This is a genomic window from Gordonia iterans (genome assembly GCF_002993285.1).
Lineage (GTDB): Bacteria > Actinomycetota > Actinomycetes > Mycobacteriales > Mycobacteriaceae > Gordonia > Gordonia iterans.
Window position 1 is genome coordinate 907,566 of the sequence record NZ_CP027433.1, and the last position, 19,573, is coordinate 927,138.

Below are 19,573 nucleotides of genomic sequence, written 5' to 3' on the forward strand. Positions count from 1 at the left end.
GCAGGGAAATGAAATTCAATCTGGCCGGAGTGTTCGAGACCGTCGCCGACGCGGTTCCCGATCGGGTCATGCTGACCTACGAGGGAGAGAACTTCACCTACGCCGAGATGGATGCGCAGACCAGTGCGGTCGCTCACCTCTTCGCCGGGCACGGGATCGGCCGCGACGACAAGGTCGCCCTGTACCTGAAGAACAGCGTCGAGCACGTGACGGCGCTCCTGGGCATGCTGAAGATCGCCGCGGTGCCGGTGAACGTGAACTACCGATACACCGAGGCCGAACTGGAGTACATCTTCTCGAACTCCGATTCGGCGGCGATCATCGTCGAGCTTCCCGAGCACCAGCGGCGGCTGGCAGCGCTGCTCGACGCCCTTCCGGAGTTGCGCAAGGTGTTCGTCATCGGCGAGGTGACCGAGGAGTTGCGGGCGGCGATTGAGGGGTCGTCGTCGGTGGAGCTCGTCGACTTCGCCGACTGGCGGCAGCAGCCGACCGAGCGCGACTTCGCCGAGCGCAACGGCGAAGAGATCTACCTGATCTACACCGGCGGCACCACAGGCTACCCGAAGGGCGTCGTCTGGCAGCACGACGACTTCTTCCGCAAGCCGATCTCCGGCGGCAATCCGTACGGTCCGGCACGCGAGAGCTATGAGGAACTTGCCCGCGAGGTGAAGAACTTCCCGTCGATCGCCTTCCTGATCGCGGCGCCGCTGATGCACGGCGCGGCGTCGTACTCGTTGTTCACGTTCCTCTCACTGGGCGGACGACTGATTCTGGAACGCGACTTCGACCCGGAGAAGATCGTCGGCAACATCGAGCGGGACGGCACGCAGACCATCCTGATCGTCGGCGATGCGATGGGCATGCCGTTGGTGGAGGAGATGGAGCGGCGGGCCGGGGAAGTTGATCTGTCGACCCTGTTCATGATCGCCTCGGGCGGAGCGATCTGGAGCAAGAGCGTGCGCGATCGCTTCCACAAGATCAAGCCCGAGCTGGTGCTGCGCGACAACTTCGGTGCCTCCGAATCCGGCAACGACGGCGAGATCATGATGGACGAGAACGGCAACATGAAGGTGCCGCCGACCGACCGGATGATGGTGGTGGACGAGAGGTTCCACCGCATCACCACCCCGAACGAGGTCGGATACATCGCGCGCGTCGGCAACATCCCGCAGGGCTACTACAAGGATCCGGAGAAGACGGCGCGCACCTTCCCGACCATGGAGGACGGGACGCGGATCTCCGTCCTCGGCGATATGGGATACGTCGACGAGGAGGGCAACATCGTGTTCCTCGGCCGCGGCAGCCAGTGCATCAACACCGGCGGCGAGAAGGTGTACGCCGAGGAGGTGGAGGCCGCACTCCACGGGCACCCGGCCGTCGCCGACGCCCTCGTCGTGCCGATCGACGACCCGAAGTACGGCCAGCGGGTGGCTGCGGTGGTGCAGGTCGCCGAGGGGGCCGTCGAACCGACGCTCGACGAACTGCAGGAATTCTGCCGAGGGACGCTCGCCGGCTACAAGGTGCCGCGCACCATCGTGGTGGTCGACGAGGTGCGACGCACCCCCGCAGGCAAGGCCGACTACCGGTGGGCCAAGAACGCCGCGGGTTCGGTCAGCGCGTAAGCCGGGGACCGGTCGCGTCCGCTACGACGGAGCCGGGTCGACGGTCAGCCCGCCGAGCGCATCGAGCACTGCGGCGCGAGTGCGCTCCGCGGTGCGCTGGTGGAGGCTCAGCGCCTCCCAGTGCGCGCCGAGGTCGTCGTTCCGCTCCTCGGCGAGCACGGTGCCCATCCGCTCCAGGAGGGCTTGGTACCCGCGCCGATGCCACTGGTCGACGACGGCCTGTGCCAGGGCCGGCAGGTCCGCGTCGGTGGGCAGCGGCCACGGGCCCGCGGGGTTCGGCGAGGCGATCTCCATCAGGAGGTTGCGGAACGGGGCGGTGGCTCTCGGATCGGTGAAGTGTCGTGCGAGATCGGCGGGCGCGAGCGGTGCGGCGGCGTCGACGGACTCGACGACGAGGCGGAACACCTCGCCGTGCCCGGGCAGATAGAAAAGCGGTGCGTGCGCCGCGAGCCGGCCGTCGCCGACCAGCGCGCGGACGATGCTCGTCGTCAGTTCGCCGGGCGCCCACACGAGGGCGGTGAGGAATTCGCGTTCGACGGCGACGGTCGCACCGATCTCGTCGAGGGAGACCGGAATGCCGAAGTCGGCGACGTCGTCGTGCGAGGCGACGGTCTCCAGTTCGGGGCGGTCGCTCTGATCGGGGTGTGTCACGCGCGGTGCCGTTCGCCTGGTGTGTGCTGACCACCTCGACGATACGTCGACCGCGCCCGGTGATCCGGTCTTCTCCCCGATCAGATGGGGTGCCGGCAGGTAGGCATCCCGGGAGCGCGTTTCTGTCCTACCCCTGAGGCATACTGTTCTCGATCGAACATACGAGCGATTCGGGGGTGTTGGGGATGAGTGGGGGGACGACGGCGTGGCCGGCGATGGATTTGTCGGCGGTGGGGATCGGGCCGGTCTCGGAGGGGTTGGCGGAGCCGGATCAGATGAACGCTTTTCTGCGGGTGGTGTGTGATACGCGGGCGGGGGAGTCGTATCTGATGTGGCGCCGGTATATGGCGATCGCGGAGATGGTGGATCTGGCGGTGGGTTGGGCTGCTGATGCGGACGCCGATCGTGAGGCGCATCGTGTGTTGGAGCCGCGGACGATGGTGGCGGCGCGTGTGCAGGTCGGGTTGTCGGTCGGTAGCGGGGGCGCGCAGGCGATGGTCGATCGGGCTGAGGCGGCGCGTGATCGTATTCCGCACTGCGGTGAGCTGTTGCGGGACGGGGTGGTGTCGGTGCAGACCTTCAGTTTGTTGGTGTTCGAGACTGCGGCGGTGACTGATCGGGAGTTGCTGGCGTTGATCGACCTGACGCTCGCGCAGGCGTTGCGGGAGCTGGGGGCGGTGTCGAACTCTCGTGCGCAGAAGACGGCGCGGTCGGTGGTGCGGCGGATCGATCCCGAGGGTGCGCGGCGGGACCGTGAACAGGCCAGGGCCGCTGAGCGTGTGCAGTCGTTTCCGGTCGGTGGGGACATGGCGACGATCGCGATCACCGGTTCGTGTGAGGACGTCGCGCAGGCCGAGGCCGGGGTCGAGGCTACTGCGGCGGGGGTGTGCGAGAACGATCCGCGGAGCGTGGCGGCCCGGCGCAGTGCGGCGGCGTTGGCGCGGTTGAAAGGGGTGGCGTTCACGTGTGCGTGCGGTGCCGATGATTGCGCCGCGCGCCTGAGTCAGGAGGAGATCGACGCGCGGTGTGCGCGTCTGGTGGTGCATGTGGTGTGTCCCGGTTCGACTTTGGAGGGCGGGGATGAACCGGGGGTGCTCGACGGCTACGGCGCCATCGACGCCGGCTTGGTGCGCGACATCGTCGCGCGTGAGGACGTCGCGGTCCGCACGCTCGATCTGGCCGAGCTGAGTAAGGCCACCGCGCGGGCCGCGGATCGGTATCGGCCGACCGCGGCGTGTGAGGTGGCGGTGCGTACGTTGTTCGGTCAGTGCACCTGGCCGGGGTGTAGTCGGCAGGCGTGGCGGTGCGATCTGGATCATGTGTGTGAATACAATCATGCCGATCCGGCGGCGGGTGGGGCGACGTGTTTCTGCAACCTCAATCCGAAGTGCGAGTTCCATCATCTGATCAAGACTTTCGGTGAGGGGTGGCTCGATGATCAGGTGATCGATGCGCACGGAGTGATCTGGACCGAGGTGAGTACCCCGGAGGGGTTCACCGTGCGTAGTCAGGCCCTCAACACGTGGCTGCTGCCCGATCTGGGGCTGATCCCGTGCACGCACGGCGAGCCGCTGGTGCCCGGTGTGCCCGTCGCGGGTGAGGAACCGATGCGCACGAGCACCCGGCTCGAGGCCAAACACGCCTACCGGATGCGGTTGCGTGCCGAGCATCGTCGGGCCGCCCAGAGCAGTTCGGTGAACATCATCGCGCCGATGTTCGACGACGACACCCCACCCCCGTACTGAGCGCGGCTGCTGGTCAGACCTGGCCGTAGCGGGTGGCCCAGTCGATCAGCGGGGTCACCCGGCGCCAGTCCGCGCGGATCTTGTCGGCGAGGGCGGGGGTGTGGATCACGCCGTCGAAGCCGTAGTCGCGCATCGCGGTGATCGACTTGTACCGGAGCAGGTCGATCCGGGGGTGGTCCCTGGCCCAACCGCGGGGCGCGGTCTTGAGGCGGTCGCCGCCGATCTCCCAGCCTTCCTCGGTGAGCCGGTCGAGGATCTTCGCCAACTCGGCACCGTGCTTGGGGTGGTCGATCGCGGTGCGGATCGCGGCGAGTCGGTCGGCGGTCGCGTCGTAGAATCCGCCGCCGACGCGGAAGCCGGGCGCGGCGATCTCGACGTAGTAGCCGGTCGCCGGTGCGGACGCCACGAAGGCCCCCTGATGCGTCTTGTACGGGGTCTTGTCCTTGCTGAACCGGACGTCGCGGTGTGGCCGGAAGATCTTGGCGGGACCGAACTCGTCGGCGAGCACCTCGGTGAGCGCGACCATGGGGGCGCGCACCGCCGACGCGTAGACACCCTTGTTCGCCTCCCAGAAGACCTTCGAGTTGTCGACCTCCAGATCGTCGTAGAAGTCGAACGCGGCCTCGCTGAACCCGTCGAATGTCATGGCTCCGACACTAGTGCCGCAAAGCTATGAGTGAACCGCCCGTGCGTCCCGGACCTCCCGCTCGAACGCGGCGGTGAGCACCGAGGCGGGCTCGGCGTCGGCTCGGACGAGTGCGACGTGTGCCCCGGCCACGGCCAGCAGGACGCAGCGGAGACCCTCGGACTCAGTCTCGGGCACCCAGGTCCTCGGAACGATCGTCGCCCAGCGTCCGGTCCGGACGAGCGCGATCAGTCCGGCGATGGAATCGGTCTCGATCCGGGGATCGAGCTGGACGTCGTGCGCGGCGACGGTTTCGTCGAGCAGATCCCGTCCGCGCATGCCGCGCTGCAACAGGCACAGCGGCAGCCCGGCGATCGTCGGCCACGACGGGACGGGGTCGTCGCCGAGCAGCCCTAGCACCCCGACCAGCGCCAGCTTCTCGTCGTACAGAGGCGTGACGACGGTGCCGGAGGTGTCCAGGCCGCGCGGATAGATCAGGCCGGCGTCGAGCTGGAATCGGCGGATCCGCTCGAGCTGGCGGAACTGCATGCCTTCATCTCTACCACTGACGATAGGCGAGACCTATTGGTTGGTCGGAGAGCCGTCTTGGACGCCGAACACGTGGGCTTGCGACGGCGTTCGCGGTGGCCGCCTCCTTGCTCGCCGATCGCTGGCGGCTGCGACCGGCGGGACCCTTCTTCAGCATCTTCGCGCTCGGGGCCACCGCGCTGGTTCCCGCGGAGTCGGCCCGCCCGGCCGCCGGCGTCGCGCTGTCGCTGGGCTTCGCCAACCCGAACTGGGCGATTGCCGCAGCTGCGGTCCCCCTCGCCGCAATCGACTCCGGCCGTGTGGAGCGCTGGGAGCTGCGCGCGGCCCTGAGTCGCGCGGGACACCGTGTGGCGGGCACGTACGCGGGCCTGGTGCTCACAGCGGCGCTGCTGTCGCTCGGACTGTCGCCGTCGCTGACCGCGTTGGCGATGATGGCCCTGCTGTTCCCTACCGAACTCTTCATGACCCGCAACTACGCGGTCGCGATCGGCTTCTTCACCCCGCTGATCATGCTGATGACGGAGCTCGGCACGCCGACGGGGCCGGTGGAACTGCTCGTGGCACGCGGGCTGGACACGCTGATCGGCGTGGCCGCGGGGCTGGCGGCCGCGCTGCTCGTGCGGGGCCGTGCCTACGGCTGGCTGACCGGCTCCGGATCGGGCTCGTCGTCGGAATCGCGAGCTCCGGGGCTGTCGACGAAGTCGTCGTCGAGCACCTGACGCGGAGCGAACCAGGCGAGGAACACCGCGCCGGCGATCAGCACGGAGCCCAGCACCAGGCAGGCCTGCTGCATCGGCGGAACGAAGGCGGCCTCAGCGCCGCCGACGATGAAGTCGGCCAGGCCGGATGCTTGCGGCGGCAGTTGCTTGGCCACCTCGATCGCCCCGGCCAGCGACCGGGAGATCCCGTCGGCGGCCTGGTCGGCGGCGGCCGGGTCGCCGAAAGCCGCCAGCTGCCGGCGGGCGGCCTCGGCCGTCTCGCCGATCCGGCTGGTGTAGCCGGCGGCCATGAGGCTGCCGGCCAGCCCGATGCCGATGGCGGCGCCGAGCTCGCGGGCGGTGTCGTTCACGGCCGAACCGATGCCCTGGTTGTCCAGCGGGGTGTTGGACATGATCGCCGTGGTCGAGGGTGCGGTCGCCAGTCCGATGCCCACCGCGCACACGCCGAGCATGATCGCCAGCTTCCAGTAGACGTCCGGATCCCAGATGCCCATCGCCAGCACGCCGACGCCGGCCAGGGTGATGCCGACGGCGAGGACGAATCGCAGCGAATGGAAGCGGACTGCCACCCAGTTGCCGAGGAGTGCGAACACGCCCACGCCGACCACCATCGGGATCAGCGCGAACGCCGACTTCAGCGGCGAGAAGCCGTACACCAGCTGAAGCAGCAGAAGGATGAGATAGAAGACGCCGAAGGAGGCGAAGAACTGCAGGGCCACCGACAGTGATCCCGAGGCGAACGCCCGGTTCCGGAACAGGCGCACGTCCAGCAGCGGGGACTCGCGCCGCAGCTCGATCAGCACGAAGGCGACGCCGAGCACGACGCCGCCGATCAAGGTGACCAGCAACAGCGGGTCGAACCAGCCGCGCGAGGGCGCTTCGAGCAGGCCGAACACCACCCCGGTCACCGCCAGCACCGACGTGACCGAACCGACGACGTCGAAGCGGCCGGGGTCGGGGTCCTTGGAGCTGCCGATCGTGACGGTCAGCAGGAGGGTCGCCAGGGCCGACACCGCGAAGGTGATGAACACCGAGTGCCAGCTGAAGAACTGCAGCAACACCCCGGTGACGAAGAATCCCAGGATGGCGCCGACCCCGGCCACCGCCGCCCAGATGCTGACGCCGATCGGCCGCTGCTCCCGCGGTACCCCCGCGGTGATCAGCGACAGCGTGGTCGGCATGATCAGCGCCGCGCCGACCCCGGCGACGATGCGGGTCGCGATCAGCTCGGTCGGCGTGTCGACCCAGACCGCGCCCAGGGAGGCGAGTCCGAAGATCACCAGGCCGACCATCAGGACGGGTCGTCGTCCGTATCGGTCGCCGATCGCGCCGGCGGGCAGCAGCAGCGCTGCCAGGACCAGGGTGTAGCCGTCGATGATCCAGGTCATCTCCGCGCTGGTCGCATGGATGTCCCGGGCGATGTCCGGGAGCGCCGTGTTCAGAGCGGCCATCGCGGCCACCACCAGGCTGACCGCGAAGCAGGCCACCAGGATCAGCCAGACGGTGCGGAAGTTCCAGGTGCCGACACGCTCGCTGCGCCTCATGGGTAACACCCGTAACGTGTGTCACAGTGGTTGTACGGGCTCACGCCGTTCTCAACCGAAAGTGGACCGTCATGGCTTCTCACCACGTCACTCCCTCCCGCGTCTCCGTCTCCGATCTGGCGCCGGTCCGCATCCACGTGTGGCGCGTCCTGGCGTTGCTGGCCGGGCTGGTCGGCGTGCTGGCGATCATCCTGATCCTCCTCGCCGGCGCTGCCTGATCGTTCGCCGTTACGCCGCGCTCGCGGCGTGACGCTCGATCACGTCCCCGGCAGGGGGCAGTGCCTCGGCGACGTAGGACTTGGCCTTGCCGCGCAGGCTCTTGTAGGCCTTCGCGAGGGCGGCCGGCGCGGACTCGGCCTGCCGGTCGGTCACCGCCAGCAGCGCCTCGCTCGCCTCGTCCGAGTTCGCGGCCAGGTGGTCGCCGAACGACGTTCCCGCGGGCTTGGAGTCCCACAGCGGGGCAAGCGCATCCAGGAAGTCCGGCAGCATCGCCGACGTCGCGGTCACCACGATCCCGGGTTTGAACTTGTTGGCCGCGGCGTAGGCGGTCTTCACCGCCGCACCGGACATGCCGGTCTGGGCCTTCACCTGCTGGTCGATCACTGCGGCGAGGTCGTCGGACAGGGCGGCGCGCTGGTCGAGCAGGGGTGCGAGCGAAGAAGGCATGGTGCGCGGGTTCTCTTTCATTCCGGGGCGTCTCAGGACGGCCGCTGAAGAACCACGTTGCCCAGGGCGGGCGCCTCGTCGCGTTCGACGACGACGGCGGTCGCCAGCAGCCGGTCACCATCTTCCCAGGCGCGCACTCGCACCGTCTCGCCGGGGAACACCACGCCGGTGAAACTCGCCCCGAATCCGGCGGCCGCGGTCACGTCGCCGCCGAGGACCTGGTCGACGACGGTCCGGCACACCGCGCCGTAGGTGCACAGTCCGTGCAGGATGGGCCGTGGAAACCCGGCGGCCGCAGCGAACGCCGGATCGCTGTGCAGTGGATTCCGGTCGCCGCAGAGCCGGTAGAGCAGGGCCTGCTGCGGCAGCGTCGGCACCTCGATCGTGTGGTCGGGAGCCCGATCGGGGAGCGCGACGCGGTTCGACGACCCGCGTTCGCCGCCGAAACCGCCCTCGCCCTTGGCGAAGATCGAGCTGCGCGCGGTCCACAGCGGATCGCCGGCGTCGTCGATCGCCGTCGACTCCTGCACGATCACCGCCGCCGAGCCCTTGTCCTGCACCTCGGCGATCCGGGTGCGGGCGGTGGCGCTGCCGGCGGGCGGCAGCGGGCGATGCACGACGACCTCCTGACTGCCGTGCACCACCTTCGCCAGATCGATGTCCACTCCGGGGAAACGGACCTGCGGCGGCGCGGTGGCGAGGAACGTGGCGGCCACCGTGGCGAATGTGGGCAGCACCTTCGGGCGCACGTCGTCGACGTAGGCCAGCCCGGCCGGGTCCATCGGGTCGTGTGCGCCGCCGACGGCGAGGTTGTACAGGGCCACCTCGCGCGGCGTCCAAGAGAAGGTGGTCGCCGCCAGTTCGGCGCCGATCGCGACTGCGGGATCGATGGGCATGTTCGTCAGACCTCCGCGGGCACGTCGCCGGTGGACTCGGACCGCTCGGCCTTGCCGGCGGCATCGAGCGCGGCGAGGTAGCCGAAGACCAGCGCCGGGCCGATGGTCGCGCCGGGCCCGGCGTAGGTGTGGCCCATCACCGGAGCGCTGGTGTTGCCCGCCGCGTACAGGCCCTCGATCACGGAGCCGTCGGCGCGCAGCGCGCGGCCGTCGGCGTCGGTGTCGACACCACCCTTGGTGCCCAGGTCGCCGGGCACCATCTTGACCGCATAGAACGGTGCGTGGTCGACCGGCCCGAGGCTGGGGTTCGGTTTGTTGGTGAGGTCGCCGTAGTAGTGGTCGTAGCCGCTCTCGCCGCGCGCGAAGTCGTCGTCCTTGCCGTTCAGCGCGAAGCGATTGAACCGCTCGGTGGTGGAGAGCAAGGCTTCCGCGGGCACGCCCATCTTCTCGGCCAGCTCGGTCAGCGTCCCCGCCTTCACCACCACTCCGGACTTCAGCCAGCTCTTCGGAATCGGTTGTCGTGCTGTGACTCCCGCGAACAGGTAGCGATTGCGGCAGCGCTGGTCGAAGACCATCCAGGCGGGAATGTTCTCGCCGGGGCCGTCACCCTGGCCGAACTCGCCGCCGTACATCTGGTGCCCGGCCTCGACGTAGGGCAGGGACTCGTTCATGAACCGCTCGCCGCGCATGTTGACGATGAACGTGCCCGGCACGCTCCGCTCGGACAGCGCGAACCAGGGGCCCTTGGGCAGTGGGATGGTCGGTCCCCACCAGGCATCGTCCATCAGGCTCAGTCCGGCGCCGGCCTCCTGCGCGGCGCGGATGCCGTCGCCGGTGTTCGAGGCCGCCCCCGTGGTCCACTCGGTGCCGATCGGCGCGCGCTGGTACTGCGCGCGCATCTCGGCGTTGTGCTCGAACCCTCCGCTGGCCAGGATCACCCCGTAACGGGCCCGCAGCTCAGACGACTCGCCGTCGTGCTCGGTGCGGACCCCGGCGACCGCGTCGTTCTCGACGATCAGCCCGGTGAGCGGCGTGGAGAGCCGGATGTCCACGCCGGCCTGCCGGCAGCCGATCAGCAGTTCGGCGGCCAGCGCCGCGCCCATCGCGATCATCTTCCGCTTGCGGGTCTTGGACCAGGTGAAGCGTCCTCCGACTCGGGCCATCGTCGTCGCTCCCCGCCAGTGCCGCAGCCCGGTGTTGAGCCACCGATAGTCCGACTGCATCACCACCATGTTCAGCGGGGCCTTGGTGTACTGCGGATGCAGAGTCGCCAGATCGTCGCCGAGGCGGCGGGCATCGAACGGCCGGGGTTCGATCGAGCGTCCCCCGAGCCGCCCGCCGGGCGCCTCCGGGTAGTAGTCGGAGTAGTCGCGGACCCACTCGAAGTCGAGCGGGGCGTGCGCCATCAGATAGTCGAGGGCCTCGGGACCGCGATCGATGTAGGCGTCGATCTTCGCCGCGGGCGCGTGCTCGCCGATGATCGCGTGCGCATATGTGCGGGCCTGTGCGACGGTGTCGGTGACGCCGTCCCGGCGCAGCACCGAGTTGTTCGGGATCCAGACCCCGCCGCCCGAGCGCGACGTGGATCCGCCCCAGTAGGGCGACTTCTCGACCAGAACGGTGCGCAGGCCTTTGGTGGCCGCGGTCAGGGCGGCGGCCAGGCCGGCTCCGCCGGCACCCACCACGACGACGTCGACGATCTCCTGCTGCTGCGGTTTCCCCACGCGGCATCCTCACGTTAGAGCCAGAAGGCATAACTAGAACTTGTTTCAGTATTGAGGATAAACCAGAACGTGTTCTCGCGGGAGGGGTGGTCGCGCCGGACGGTCGGTGTCAGCTCAGGACGGCGGCGACCGCCTCGGCGGTCGCCTTGGCCGAACCGGGGTTCTGGCCGGTGACCAGGCGGCCGTCGACGACGACGTTGGACACGAACGGGAGGATCGCCTTCTCGTAGCGCGCGCCGCGGTCGACGGCGAGTTGTTCGGCGTTGTAGGGCACCAGGCGGTCGACCCGGGCGAGTTTCTCCTCTCGCCAGGAGAAGCCGGTCATCTTCCGTCCGGCGACCAGGTACTCCCCGTTCGACAATGTGGTGTTCAGCAGGCCGCAGTAACCGCGGCAGACCGCGGACACCACCTTGCCGTCGTCGAACAGCTCGCGGGTGATCCGTTGCAGCCCTTCACCGTCGGTGAAGTCGTACATCACCGCGTGGCCGCCGGTGAAGTAGATCGCGTCGACGTCTGCGGCATCGATCTGGTTCGGGCTCGCAGTGGTCTCCAGCAGGGAGAATCCGCGAGCCTCGAACACCTCCCACGCGTGGGTGAGCTCGGACATCCAGAGCCCCGTCGGGTGTGCGGGGTCGCTGTAGTGGGCGACGTTGGTGACGACGTGGAGGATGTGCTTGGGCATAGCCCCGTCATGAATGTTGACGACGTTTACATGCGCAACGTTAGCCGCCCGGGGTGGGCGTCGTCAACGACTCGGGTGGCGGGTGGGTGGCGGGCGTGGCGGCGACTGGACGTCTGGGCGGTCAGGCGCCGCCGGCGGACGGGAGCGTCAGCAGGGCGGTGAACGCGCTGCGCACATGTCCGGCGACGGCCTCCGGGGAATCGGCCCGCAGCTTGCCGTCCAGGTACAGACTCGCCATGCCGTGGGCGAAGGCCCAGCCCGCTTCGGCGAGCGCGGCGGCGTCGGCGCCGGGGAAGACGAGGCGCATGGCGGTCTCCAGCAACTGGTGGATCCGGGCGGCGGCCTCGACGCGCTGGTCGTTCTCCTCGTCGCACGGTTTACTGAACATCACCCGGAACAGGGCGGGGCGGCGCAGGGCGAACTCGACATAGGCCACGGCGAACTCCGCGAGGTCGGCCGGGGTCTCTGGGAGGGGCTGGCCGATGGTCAGATCGGCGAGGAGATCCCGCAGTCCCTCGCCGGCGAGGGCGGACTCGAGGGCATTCCGGTCGGCGAAGTGCCGGTAGAGGGCGGGGGCTGAGACGCCGACGTCGCGGGCGACGGCGCGCAGTGAGAACGGCTCGTCTGCTTCGAGCATGCGCATCGCGCTGCCGAGGGCGGCCGCCCGGAGATCGCCGTGATGGTAACCGCTCCGCGTAGAAGTTGACACCGTTCACATACCTCGCTAATTTCGATGTTATCAACGTAAACATACCCCGAAAGGCATTCCATCTGGACTCCGCAGCGCCGCTGACGCCGTTCCGGGAGTGGGCCGATGCCGCCAAGAGCGGCGGAGCACGGGTCTGGATGCAGATCAATCACCCGGGGCGGCAGGTCGGCTCGGACATGCCGGGCGTCGCCTGGGCCGCGTCGGCGGTCGGCGTCGACCTGGGTAAGAACAGCAAGCGTTTCGCCGAGCCCGTCGCAATGACCGCGGATCAGATCCACGCGACGGTCGACCGCTTCGCCGTCACGGCGCAGCGGGCGGAGGAGGCCGGGTTCGACGGAGTGGAAATCCACGCCGCGCACGGCTATCTGTTGTCGCAGTTCCTGTCTCCGCTGGCGAACCGCCGCACCGACGAGTGGGGCGGAAGCCTGGAGAATCGGGCCCGGCTGCTACTCGACGTCGTCCGTGCGGTGCGCCGAGCGGTCTCGCCGTCGTTCGCCGTGGCCGTGAAGCTCAACTCGGCGGACTTCCAGCGCGGCGGATTCGGCGCCGACGACGCCGCACGCGTGATCGACCTGCTGGCGCCGCTGGGCGTCGACCTCGTCGAGCTCTCCGGCGGCAGCTACGAGGCGCCGGCGATGACCGGGCAGGCCGGTGACGAGCGGACCCGAACCCGCGAGGCGTACTTCCTCACGCTGGCCGAAGAACTCGCCGCCTCCAGTCCGCTGCCGCTGATGCCGACCGGCGGGATCGTCCGGCTGCCGGTCGCCGAGGAGGTGCTGGCCGGCGGGATCTCGGTGGTGGGCATGGGCAGCGCGCTCGCCGTCGACGCGGGTCTGGTGAACCAGTGGAGGTCCGACCGCGAGGCCGCGGTGCACCTGCGGCCGGTGCGGATGAACGACAAGGCCGTCGCGTCGGCCGCCGGGATGGCCCGGATCCGGCAGCAGTTGCGCAGGCTCGGCCGCGGCCGCGGCACGAGGCCGGGGATGGATCCGCGGGTCGCGCTGGTGAAGGAGATGATCCTGCAGCGGGTGGCGCTGCGGCGTTACCGCCGCTGGCTCGGTGGGCGTACGGAGTGGCGCGCCGAACTCAGCTCGGCTCCGGTGCGTGGCCGAGGCTGAAGACAGCGCCCATCGGATCGGTCACCGTGGCGAGTGTTCCGTACGGGGTCCGCTCGGCTCCGCGCACGATGCTCCCGCCGAGCTCGAGGGCCCGAGCGGCCGTCGCCGCGACGTCGTCGGCGTAGAGGTAGACGCTCCACGACGTCGGGACCTCGCCGGGCAGCGGCAGAGCGTTCGCATCCATCAGGCCCGCGTAGGCGGTGTCGCCGTAGAACAGCTGGGTGTAGCCGCCCGGTGCGCCCGGGACCGGCTCGGGGCGTGCGCCGAAGACGTCGCGGTAGAAGCCCAGGGCCTGCGCCCGGTCGCGGCTGTGGCATTCGAACCAGTAGGGCGCGCCGTGCACGCCCCACGCGCGGAACCCCGGATGATCGCCGGACTGCCAGTAGCCCACGGCCGCTCCAGCGGAGTCCCGAGCGTAGCCCAGTACACCGAGGTCGCCGACGGCCATCGGGGGAAACACCTCCTCGCCGCCGAACGCGACGATCCGCGCCGCGGTCGCCTGGGCGTCGTCGGTGCGCAGGTAGACGTTCCAGACGTCTGCCGGGCCGCCGGCCTCGGGCAGGTGAGGCGCCAGGCCGGCGATGGGGTCCCCGTCGAGCGTGAAGTCGCGGTAGCCCGCGAACTCCGGGTTCGGCGCCTTCGCCTCCCACCCGAACAGGGCGCCGTAGAACTCGACGGCGCGTTCGGGATCGGAGCTGGTGAGGTCGAACCAGATGGGAGCGCCGTCGGGCGCGGAGTAGTCAGCCATGCGCCCGATTGTGCTCCGGTGGGCCGCCCCGTGTGAAGTTCCCTGCGCGGGGCGGACCGCGGTGTCCTCCGGAACTGCTGCAAGCAGATCCGCTCCCCGCAGCGAGGGCCGCGCGGAGCCGCGGTCCGCCAGCACGATGGGCACATGGATCACGACACACAGACACCGCATTTCGGCCGGCGAGAACGCGAGGCTCTGCAGAGCCGGCGAGTGCTCGTCCTGGACGGCCCCCTCGACGACGACAACGGCACCCTCCTGATGACCCAGTTCCTGGGACTGGCCGCCGAGGATCCGGCGGCGGAGATCGCCCTCTGGATTCACTCGCCCGGCGGCTCGGTCCCGGCGATGCTGGCGATCCGGGACATCACCCGGCTGATTCCCTGTGACGTCTCGACGCTGGCGCTCGGGCTGGCCTGCAGCGCCGGACAGTTCCTGCTCTCTGCCGGGACACCCGGGAAACGCCGCGCGCTGCCCCATGCCCGCATCCTGATGCACCAGGGTTCGGCCGGAATCGGGGGAACGGCCGCCGACGTCGAGCTGCAGGCCGGCGACCTGCGGCACACCCGGGACACCGTACTCGGCCTGATCGCGCAGGACACCGGTCAGCCGATGGATCGGATCTTCGCCGACTCCCTGCGCGACCGCTGGTACACCGCCCGGGAGGCGGTCGAGTACGGATTCGTCGACGAGGTGGTGGACGATTTCGCCGTCATCGTGCCGCGGGGGTCGCGGACCGGTTTCGAGATGCCGTCCGGCGGCGGCCGATGAGCACGTACACGATTCCCCACGTGATCGAACGGACTCCCGGCGGCGAGCGTCATGTCGACGTCTATTCGCACCTGCTCGCCGGCCGCATCGTGTATCTGGGAACCGCGATCGATTCCGGGGTGGCGAACGCGCTCGTCGCGCAACTGCTGTACCTGGAGTCCGATTCTCCCGACCGCGACATCGAGCTCTACATCAACTGCGAAGGAGGCGATCCCGCGGCGATGCTCGCCGTGTACGACACGATCCGCTACATTCGGGCGCCGGTCGCCACCACCTGCGTCGGGCAGGCGGTGTCCGTCGGCGCGGTGCTGCTGGCCGCGGGCGCTCCGGGGAAGCGATCGGCGACGGCGCATTCGCGGGTCGTGCTCCACCAGCCCGCGGCGGAGGGGTATCGGGGAGCGATTCCCGACCTGATCCTGCAGGCGGACGAACTGGTGCGGGTGCGCGGTGACATGGAGCAGATCCTGGCGCGCCACACGGGCCGATCGGAGCAGCAGTTGCGAGCCGACACCGATCACACCCGGGTGCTCACCGCCGCCGGCGCACGGGAGTACGGACTCATCGACCAGGTGGTCGACGAGCGGTGACCGCCTGGCGGCGCCGGAATCGTCAGGCCGCCAGGGCGTACAGTCCTCGCACGGATGCCGAGGTCTGCGGCGTCGCCGGAACCCGGAGCCGTAAGCCGACCTCGACGGCGACGTCGGCGACACTGCGGTCGAGCGCCCCGGCAACCGCTTCAAGCATCTCGCTCGACGGATCCTTGAGGCCGCGTTCGATCTCCGACAGGTACTGGGGCGAGATGCCGGCCCGTCGCGCCGTGTCGGCCAGTCGCTCTCGGCGTTCGTGTCGAAGCGAGCGCAGGTGGTCGCCGAGTTCTTCGCGGAACAGGCGATTGGAGATCCTCGTCCTCATGAAGGCAGCCTACGTCGCGCCGGCATGGGCGCCCGGCGTGTTCTGCTGTGAGCAGACGGCTGTGCTACCAGTAGCCGTCGGGGTCGGCGGCGGGGGATTCGCGGGGGAGGATGCCCTCGGACACCCCGTGATCGATGGACGCCGACAGCCGCGGGCAGGTCGGCAGCATCGCGGGATTGCCGCCGCCGGCCCGGATCTCGGCGATCTCGACGCAGCGGGCCAGCGCGTCGTCGTTCCATTGGACGCTGGTGTGATGGGGGCTGGTCTTCTTGACGAGGACGCACGCATGACAGGCGCGGCATTCGAGCGGAGTCATGCCGCCGCGCAGATAGTGCCGCTTGTCCCGGGCCGTGGCCGCCGCGATCTCCGCGAGCCGCAGCGGATCGCCCGTGTAGTCCGGCGCCTTGGCCCAGGGCAGGTCGGGCCCGCTCGCGAACTCCCGGTGCCCGGTGGTCATCGGACCGAACTGTCTTCCGGGGTGCTCCCGGCCGCGGCTTCGCGGGCCTGCGTGGCGTCCTTCTCCTGAGCCTGTCGCCGAAGGTTCTCCTGGATCTCCACGTTCCAGTTCTCCAGTGCCTTGGCCGTGTCGATCTCGTACTCGAAGCGATCGGTCATCTCGTCGGTCACGTCGTCGGCGTCGACGTAGAACTGCTCGTACCAGCGGCGCAGCTGGTAGACCGGGCCGTCCTCCTCGACCAGGAGCGGATTGTCGATGCGCGTCTTGTGCTTCCAGATCTCCACGTCCTGCAGAAAGCCCACCTCGATCCCGGCGGTGATCTTCTCGGCCATCTTGTCGGCCTGCTCGGGCGAGAGACCCTGCGGGACCTTGGCCATGACGCCGAACATCAGCACGAAGGAGTTCGCGTCGATCGGGTAGTGGCAGTTGGTGAGGATGGTCTCCACGGCGTACTCGCCGTAGTACTGCACCATCGGATTCAGCATGTAGGACGGCCCGTAATACGCGGCGATCGACTCCAGCCGGGTGTCGCCGTACGCGGCGGAGATGCCGACGTCCGGTCGGCCGTGGCTGTTCATGTACTGCGCCGCGGTCTGCCCTTCGAAGACGTTCTTGAAGTAGTCGGGCAGGGCGTAGTGGACGTAGAAGAAGTGCGCCATGTCGACGACGTTGTCGATGATCTCGCGGCAGTTGGAGCCGGTGATGACGAGTTTGTTCCAGGTCCAGGAGGTCCACTCGTCGGAGCCGTGCTCGGGCAGTTCCGGGATCACACAGTCCTCGGGGGGCGGATTGCCCTCGGGGTCGTTGTAGACGAACGCCTGGCCGTTGCGGATCATCGTGGGCCAGGTCCGGGTCTTGGCCAGCTTGGGGTTGCGCTTGGCGTACGGGACCTGCGCGCACCGGCCCTTCCCGTTCCACTGCCAGCCGTGAAACGGGCAGGCGATGTTGTCGCCGCGGACCGTGCCGCGGCCCAGGTCGGCGCCCATGTGCCGGCAGAACGCATCCAGGGCCTTGATCTGACCGGTCGAGTCGGCCCACACCACGAGCTTGGTGCCGAAGATCTCGAGCGAGTGCGGCTTGCCGTCGGTGTACTCCTCGGCCAGGCCGATGCAATGCCAGCCGCGCGCGAATCTGGTCGGTGGCGTTCCGGTGTCGATCTCTCGCACGCCGCTTTCGGTGGTCGTCATGGTCGCGAACCCTCCTCGATGACTAGGCCTGATGACTCAATACTAGAACACGTTTCATCAAAAACGAGAACGTGTTCTAATATTGGGGAAGCGATCCCCACGAAAGGGAACGACGAACAGATGGGAGAGGCCATGGATGCCCCGCACAGTGACGCCGGCCGACAGGTCTTGGAGAGGATCAACGCCCTGCTGCCTGAACTGGCCCAGCGGGCTCAGGCGACCGAGGACGCCCGCCGCGTGCCCGACGAGGTGGCCGCGATGCTCGCCGAGACCGGCTTCTTCAAGCTGATGCAGCCCGCCCAGTGGGGCGGCTATCAGGTGGACCCGGTCACCTTCTACGAGGCGGTCCGGCGGATCGCCTCGGCCTGCGGCTCCACCGGCTGGGTCGCCGGCATCATCGGCATCCACAACTGGCACCTGGCGCTGTTCGATCAGCAGGCGCAGGAGGACGTCTGGGGCGCGGACCCGTCGGTGCGCATCTCGTCGTCGTACGCCCCGATGGGCGCCGGCGAGGTGGTCGACGGCGGCTACATCGTGAACGGTTCGTGGGCGTGGTCGTCCGGCTGCGACATCGCGGACTGGGTAGTGGTGGGCGGCCCGGTGTTCAAGGACGGGAAGCCGGTCGACTTCGTGAGCTTCCTGATCCCGCGCGAGGACTACACGGTCCGCGACGTGTGGCACGTCGTCGGTCTCCGGGGCACCGGTTCCAACACGATCGACGTCAAGGACGCCTTCGTGCCGCGCCACCGCATGCTGAGCTTCCGCACGATGAGCATGGGCGAGGCGCCGGGGCTGGACCGCAACACCGCGCCGGTCTACCGGATGCCGTGGGGCACGATTCACCCCAGCACCATTTCGACGCCGATCGTCGGCATGGCTTACGGCGCGTACGAGGCGCACGTGGAGCACCAGGGCAAGCGGGTGCGTGCGGCCTACGCGGGCGAGAAGTCGAAGGACGATCCGTTCGCCAAGGTGCGGATCGCCGAGGCGGCGAGCGACATCGACGCCGCATGGCGTCAGCTGTCGGGCAATCTGCAGGCCGAGTACGACCTGATCCTGGCGGGCGAAGAGGTGCCGATGGACCTTCGTCTGGCCGCCCGGCGTGATCAGGTCCGTGCGACCGGTCGGGCGATCTCCGCGATCGACCGGCTCTTCGAGAACTCCGGTGCGCACGCGCTGGAGGACGGCACGCCGATCCAGCGGTTCTGGCGGGACGCGCACGCCGGTCGCGTGCACGCCGCCAACGATCCGGAACGGGCGTACGTGGCCTTCGGCAACGGCGAGTTCGGCTTGCCGCTCGGCGACACGATGGTGTGAGGAGGAGTGAACCCAGTGTCTGATTACGGACCCATCCGCTCCCTGGGCTACATGCGGATCGACGCGACCGATGTAGCGGCCTGGCGGGAGTACGGACTCAAGGTCCTCGGCATGGTCGAGGGTTCCGGCTCGGTTCCCGGTGCGCTCTACCTGCGCATGGACGACTTCCCGGCCCGCCTCGTCATCGTGCCGTCGGACCGTGATCACCTGGCGTCGTCCGGGTGGGAGTGCGCGAACTCCGCTGGGCTGCAAGAGGTCCGGGACCGCCTCACGGCGGCCGGGGTCGAGTTCCGCGAGGGCACCGACGAGGAGAAGGCCGACCGCCGGGTCGACGAGCTGGTCGTCTTCGCCGATCCCGACGGCAACGTGCTGGAGGCGTTCTGCGGCGTCGCCCTGCAGCACCGCCGGGTGGTGAGCCCGTACGGGCACACCTTCGTCACCGGCGAGCAGGGGCTCGGGCACGTGGTGCTCACCACCAGCGACGATGCCGCATCGCTGGCCTTCTACCGGGACGTACTCGGCTTCCGGCTGCGCGACTCGATGAAGCTGCCGCCCCAGGTGGTCGGGCGCGCCGAGGGCGACGATCCGGCGTGGCTGCGCTTCTTCGGGTGCAATCCGCGGCACCATTCGCTGGCGTTCCTGCCGATCCCGAACAGCACCGGCATCGTGCATCTGATGGTCGAAGTGGAGAACTCCGACGACGTCGGGCTGTGCCACGACCGCGCGCTGCGGCGCAAGGTGCCGATGTCGGCGACGCTCGGACGCCACGTCAACGACCTGATGCTGAGCTTCTACATGAAGACCCCGGGCGGATTCGACGTCGAGTTCGGCTGCGAGGGAAGGCAAGTGGACGACGACGAGTGGATCGCCCGTGAGTCCACTGCGGTGAGCCTGTGGGGACACGACTTCACCATCGGATTCAAGGGGTAGCGTG

21 protein-coding genes and 1 pseudogene are annotated in these 19,573 nt (G+C 69.0%); 9 read left to right on the plus strand and 13 right to left on the minus strand.

The features are described 5' to 3' along the window. Nucleotides 1-8 precede the first annotated feature (8 nt). Entirely contained in the window at nucleotides 9-1,622 is a 1,614-nt protein-coding gene (locus tag C6V83_RS04175; protein ID WP_105941332.1) for an AMP-binding protein, read from the plus strand. Nucleotides 1,623-1,643: 21 nt separating this feature from the next. Here C6V83_RS04175 and C6V83_RS04180 read toward each other — a convergent pair whose 3' ends face one another. Beyond that, entirely contained in the window at nucleotides 1,644-2,273 is a 630-nt protein-coding gene (locus tag C6V83_RS04180; RefSeq protein ID WP_105941333.1) for a hypothetical protein, read from the minus strand. A gap of 185 nt (nucleotides 2,274-2,458) precedes the next feature. Here C6V83_RS04180 and C6V83_RS04185 point away from each other — a divergent pair, with 185 nt between their 5' ends. Further along, nucleotides 2,459-4,018, plus strand: a complete 1,560-nt coding sequence (locus C6V83_RS04185) for a DUF222 domain-containing protein (RefSeq protein WP_105941334.1) — start codon at nucleotides 2,459-2,461, stop codon at nucleotides 4,016-4,018. Between the two features lie 13 nt (nucleotides 4,019-4,031). Here C6V83_RS04185 and C6V83_RS04190 read toward each other — a convergent pair whose 3' ends face one another. Both C6V83_RS04190 and C6V83_RS04195 read right to left on the minus strand, forming a co-directional pair. After that, on the minus strand, nucleotides 4,032-4,664 hold the full coding sequence (locus C6V83_RS04190) for a DUF2461 domain-containing protein (protein ID WP_105941335.1): 633 nt from the start codon (nucleotides 4,662-4,664) through the stop codon (nucleotides 4,032-4,034). Nucleotides 4,665-4,688: 24 nt separating this feature from the next. Then, the gene (locus tag C6V83_RS04195) at nucleotides 4,689-5,192 is read right to left on the minus strand and encodes a LysR family transcriptional regulator substrate-binding protein (RefSeq protein WP_105941336.1); all 504 of its coding nucleotides are present in this window, start codon (nucleotides 5,190-5,192) and stop codon (nucleotides 4,689-4,691) included. 86 nt (nucleotides 5,193-5,278) lie between these two features. On the opposite strand from C6V83_RS04195, the pseudogene C6V83_RS04200 reads away from it, so the two are divergent. Further along, nucleotides 5,279-5,911 (plus strand): annotated as a pseudogene (locus C6V83_RS04200) (FUSC family protein); the annotation flags it as partial. Here C6V83_RS04200 and C6V83_RS04205 read toward each other — a convergent pair. Further along, nucleotides 5,824-7,455, minus strand: coding sequence for an MFS transporter (locus C6V83_RS04205; RefSeq protein ID WP_105941338.1), 1,632 nt, complete (start codon nucleotides 7,453-7,455; stop codon nucleotides 5,824-5,826). The pseudogene C6V83_RS04200 and the gene C6V83_RS04205 sit on opposite strands and share 88 nt — an antisense overlap. A gap of 71 nt (nucleotides 7,456-7,526) precedes the next feature. On the opposite strand from C6V83_RS04205, the gene C6V83_RS18260 reads away from it, so the two are divergent. Beyond that, nucleotides 7,527-7,673: a hypothetical protein gene (locus C6V83_RS18260; RefSeq protein WP_159067438.1), complete on the plus strand. Its 147-nt coding sequence runs from the start codon at nucleotides 7,527-7,529 to the stop codon at nucleotides 7,671-7,673. 10 nt (nucleotides 7,674-7,683) lie between these two features. On the opposite strand, the gene C6V83_RS04210 is transcribed toward C6V83_RS18260, so the two are convergent. The 5 genes from C6V83_RS04210 to C6V83_RS04230 all read right to left on the minus strand — a co-directional run bounded on the left by C6V83_RS04210 (nucleotide 7,684) and on the right by C6V83_RS04230 (nucleotide 12,132). Beyond that, nucleotides 7,684-8,121, minus strand: a complete 438-nt coding sequence (locus tag C6V83_RS04210; protein WP_105943707.1) for a DUF6918 family protein — start codon at nucleotides 8,119-8,121, stop codon at nucleotides 7,684-7,686. Between the two features lie 32 nt (nucleotides 8,122-8,153). After that, nucleotides 8,154-9,017: a MaoC/PaaZ C-terminal domain-containing protein gene (locus tag C6V83_RS04215; RefSeq protein ID WP_105941339.1), complete on the minus strand. Its 864-nt coding sequence runs from the start codon at nucleotides 9,015-9,017 to the stop codon at nucleotides 8,154-8,156. Between the two features lie 5 nt (nucleotides 9,018-9,022). Further along, nucleotides 9,023-10,741: a 3-oxosteroid 1-dehydrogenase gene (kstD, locus tag C6V83_RS04220; protein WP_105941340.1), complete on the minus strand. Its 1,719-nt coding sequence runs from the start codon at nucleotides 10,739-10,741 to the stop codon at nucleotides 9,023-9,025. 109 nt (nucleotides 10,742-10,850) lie between these two features. Then, nucleotides 10,851-11,423 (minus strand): type 1 glutamine amidotransferase domain-containing protein, encoded by a 573-nt coding sequence (locus C6V83_RS04225; RefSeq protein ID WP_105941341.1) that lies wholly within the window; start codon nucleotides 11,421-11,423, stop codon nucleotides 10,851-10,853. Nucleotides 11,424-11,544: 121 nt separating this feature from the next. After that, the gene (locus C6V83_RS04230) at nucleotides 11,545-12,132 is read right to left on the minus strand and encodes a TetR/AcrR family transcriptional regulator (RefSeq protein WP_105941342.1); all 588 of its coding nucleotides are present in this window, start codon (nucleotides 12,130-12,132) and stop codon (nucleotides 11,545-11,547) included. A gap of 29 nt (nucleotides 12,133-12,161) precedes the next feature. On the opposite strand from C6V83_RS04230, the gene C6V83_RS04235 reads away from it, so the two are divergent. After that, nucleotides 12,162-13,250 (plus strand): oxidoreductase, encoded by a 1,089-nt coding sequence (locus C6V83_RS04235; RefSeq protein ID WP_325027390.1) that lies wholly within the window; start codon nucleotides 12,162-12,164, stop codon nucleotides 13,248-13,250. On the opposite strand, the gene C6V83_RS04240 is transcribed toward C6V83_RS04235, so the two are convergent. Further along, nucleotides 13,219-13,998, minus strand: a complete 780-nt coding sequence (locus tag C6V83_RS04240; RefSeq protein WP_105941344.1) for a VOC family protein — start codon at nucleotides 13,996-13,998, stop codon at nucleotides 13,219-13,221. The genes C6V83_RS04235 and C6V83_RS04240 overlap by 32 nt on opposite strands. A gap of 144 nt (nucleotides 13,999-14,142) precedes the next feature. Here C6V83_RS04240 and C6V83_RS04245 point away from each other — a divergent pair, with 144 nt between their 5' ends. Continuing rightward, nucleotides 14,143-14,766 carry a ClpP family protease gene (locus C6V83_RS04245; protein ID WP_105941345.1) on the plus strand — a complete coding sequence of 208 codons (624 nt, stop codon included), beginning with the start codon at nucleotides 14,143-14,145 and terminating at the stop codon, nucleotides 14,764-14,766. Continuing rightward, complete coding sequence (locus C6V83_RS04250) at nucleotides 14,763-15,353, plus strand: ClpP family protease (protein ID WP_105941346.1); 591 nt, start codon at nucleotides 14,763-14,765, stop codon at nucleotides 15,351-15,353. The genes C6V83_RS04245 and C6V83_RS04250 overlap by 4 nt, the downstream gene beginning before the upstream one ends. A gap of 22 nt (nucleotides 15,354-15,375) precedes the next feature. Here C6V83_RS04250 and C6V83_RS04255 read toward each other — a convergent pair whose 3' ends face one another. From C6V83_RS04255 to C6V83_RS04265, 3 genes are all read right to left on the minus strand, one after another. Continuing rightward, nucleotides 15,376-15,678, minus strand: coding sequence for a helix-turn-helix domain-containing protein (locus tag C6V83_RS04255; protein ID WP_105941347.1), 303 nt, complete (start codon nucleotides 15,676-15,678; stop codon nucleotides 15,376-15,378). Between the two features lie 64 nt (nucleotides 15,679-15,742). Next, nucleotides 15,743-16,135: a hypothetical protein gene (locus tag C6V83_RS04260; RefSeq protein WP_105941348.1), complete on the minus strand. Its 393-nt coding sequence runs from the start codon at nucleotides 16,133-16,135 to the stop codon at nucleotides 15,743-15,745. Continuing rightward, entirely contained in the window at nucleotides 16,132-17,322 is a 1,191-nt protein-coding gene (locus C6V83_RS04265) for a Rieske 2Fe-2S domain-containing protein (protein WP_105941349.1), read from the minus strand. The genes C6V83_RS04260 and C6V83_RS04265 overlap by 4 nt, the downstream gene beginning before the upstream one ends. Before the next feature lie 120 nt (nucleotides 17,323-17,442). Here C6V83_RS04265 and hsaA point away from each other — a divergent pair, with 120 nt between their 5' ends. Next, nucleotides 17,443-18,639, plus strand: a complete 1,197-nt coding sequence (gene hsaA / locus C6V83_RS04270; RefSeq protein WP_407646244.1) for a 3-hydroxy-9,10-secoandrosta-1,3,5(10)-triene-9,17-dione monooxygenase oxygenase subunit — start codon at nucleotides 17,443-17,445, stop codon at nucleotides 18,637-18,639. A 15-nt stretch (nucleotides 18,640-18,654) separates the two neighbouring features. Further along, nucleotides 18,655-19,569, plus strand: a complete 915-nt coding sequence (gene hsaC / locus C6V83_RS04275; protein ID WP_105941350.1) for an iron-dependent extradiol dioxygenase HsaC — start codon at nucleotides 18,655-18,657, stop codon at nucleotides 19,567-19,569. Nucleotides 19,570-19,573: the final 4 nt, after the last annotated feature.

Excerpts from the sequence above, each read along its gene's own strand:
- C6V83_RS04225 (WP_105941341.1), bottom strand. The coding sequence starts at position 11,423 with ATGCCCAAGCACATCCTCCACGTCGTCACCAACGTCGCCCACTACAGC.
- C6V83_RS18260 (WP_159067438.1), top strand. The coding sequence starts at position 7,527 with ATGGCTTCTCACCACGTCACTCCCTCCCGCGTCTCCGTCTCCGATCTG.
- C6V83_RS04255 (WP_105941347.1), bottom strand. The coding sequence starts at position 15,678 with ATGAGGACGAGGATCTCCAATCGCCTGTTCCGCGAAGAACTCGGCGAC.
- C6V83_RS04205 (WP_105941338.1), bottom strand. The coding sequence starts at position 7,455 with ATGAGGCGCAGCGAGCGTGTCGGCACCTGGAACTTCCGCACCGTCTGG.
- C6V83_RS04265 (WP_105941349.1), bottom strand. The coding sequence starts at position 17,322 with ATGACGACCACCGAAAGCGGCGTGCGAGAGATCGACACCGGAACGCCA.
- C6V83_RS04260 (WP_105941348.1), bottom strand. The coding sequence starts at position 16,135 with ATGACCACCGGGCACCGGGAGTTCGCGAGCGGGCCCGACCTGCCCTGG.
- hsaA (WP_407646244.1), top strand. The coding sequence starts at position 17,443 with ATGGGAGAGGCCATGGATGCCCCGCACAGTGACGCCGGCCGACAGGTC.
- C6V83_RS04250 (WP_105941346.1), top strand. The coding sequence starts at position 14,763 with ATGAGCACGTACACGATTCCCCACGTGATCGAACGGACTCCCGGCGGC.
- C6V83_RS04175 (WP_105941332.1), top strand. The coding sequence starts at position 9 with ATGAAATTCAATCTGGCCGGAGTGTTCGAGACCGTCGCCGACGCGGTT.
- C6V83_RS04245 (WP_105941345.1), top strand. The coding sequence starts at position 14,143 with ATGGATCACGACACACAGACACCGCATTTCGGCCGGCGAGAACGCGAG.
- C6V83_RS04190 (WP_105941335.1), bottom strand. The coding sequence starts at position 4,664 with ATGACATTCGACGGGTTCAGCGAGGCCGCGTTCGACTTCTACGACGAT.
- C6V83_RS04185 (WP_105941334.1), top strand. The coding sequence starts at position 2,459 with ATGAGTGGGGGGACGACGGCGTGGCCGGCGATGGATTTGTCGGCGGTG.
- C6V83_RS04215 (WP_105941339.1), bottom strand. The coding sequence starts at position 9,017 with ATGCCCATCGATCCCGCAGTCGCGATCGGCGCCGAACTGGCGGCGACC.
- C6V83_RS04195 (WP_105941336.1), bottom strand. The coding sequence starts at position 5,192 with ATGCAGTTCCGCCAGCTCGAGCGGATCCGCCGATTCCAGCTCGACGCC.
- C6V83_RS04210 (WP_105943707.1), bottom strand. The coding sequence starts at position 8,121 with ATGCCTTCTTCGCTCGCACCCCTGCTCGACCAGCGCGCCGCCCTGTCC.
- C6V83_RS04240 (WP_105941344.1), bottom strand. The coding sequence starts at position 13,998 with ATGGCTGACTACTCCGCGCCCGACGGCGCTCCCATCTGGTTCGACCTC.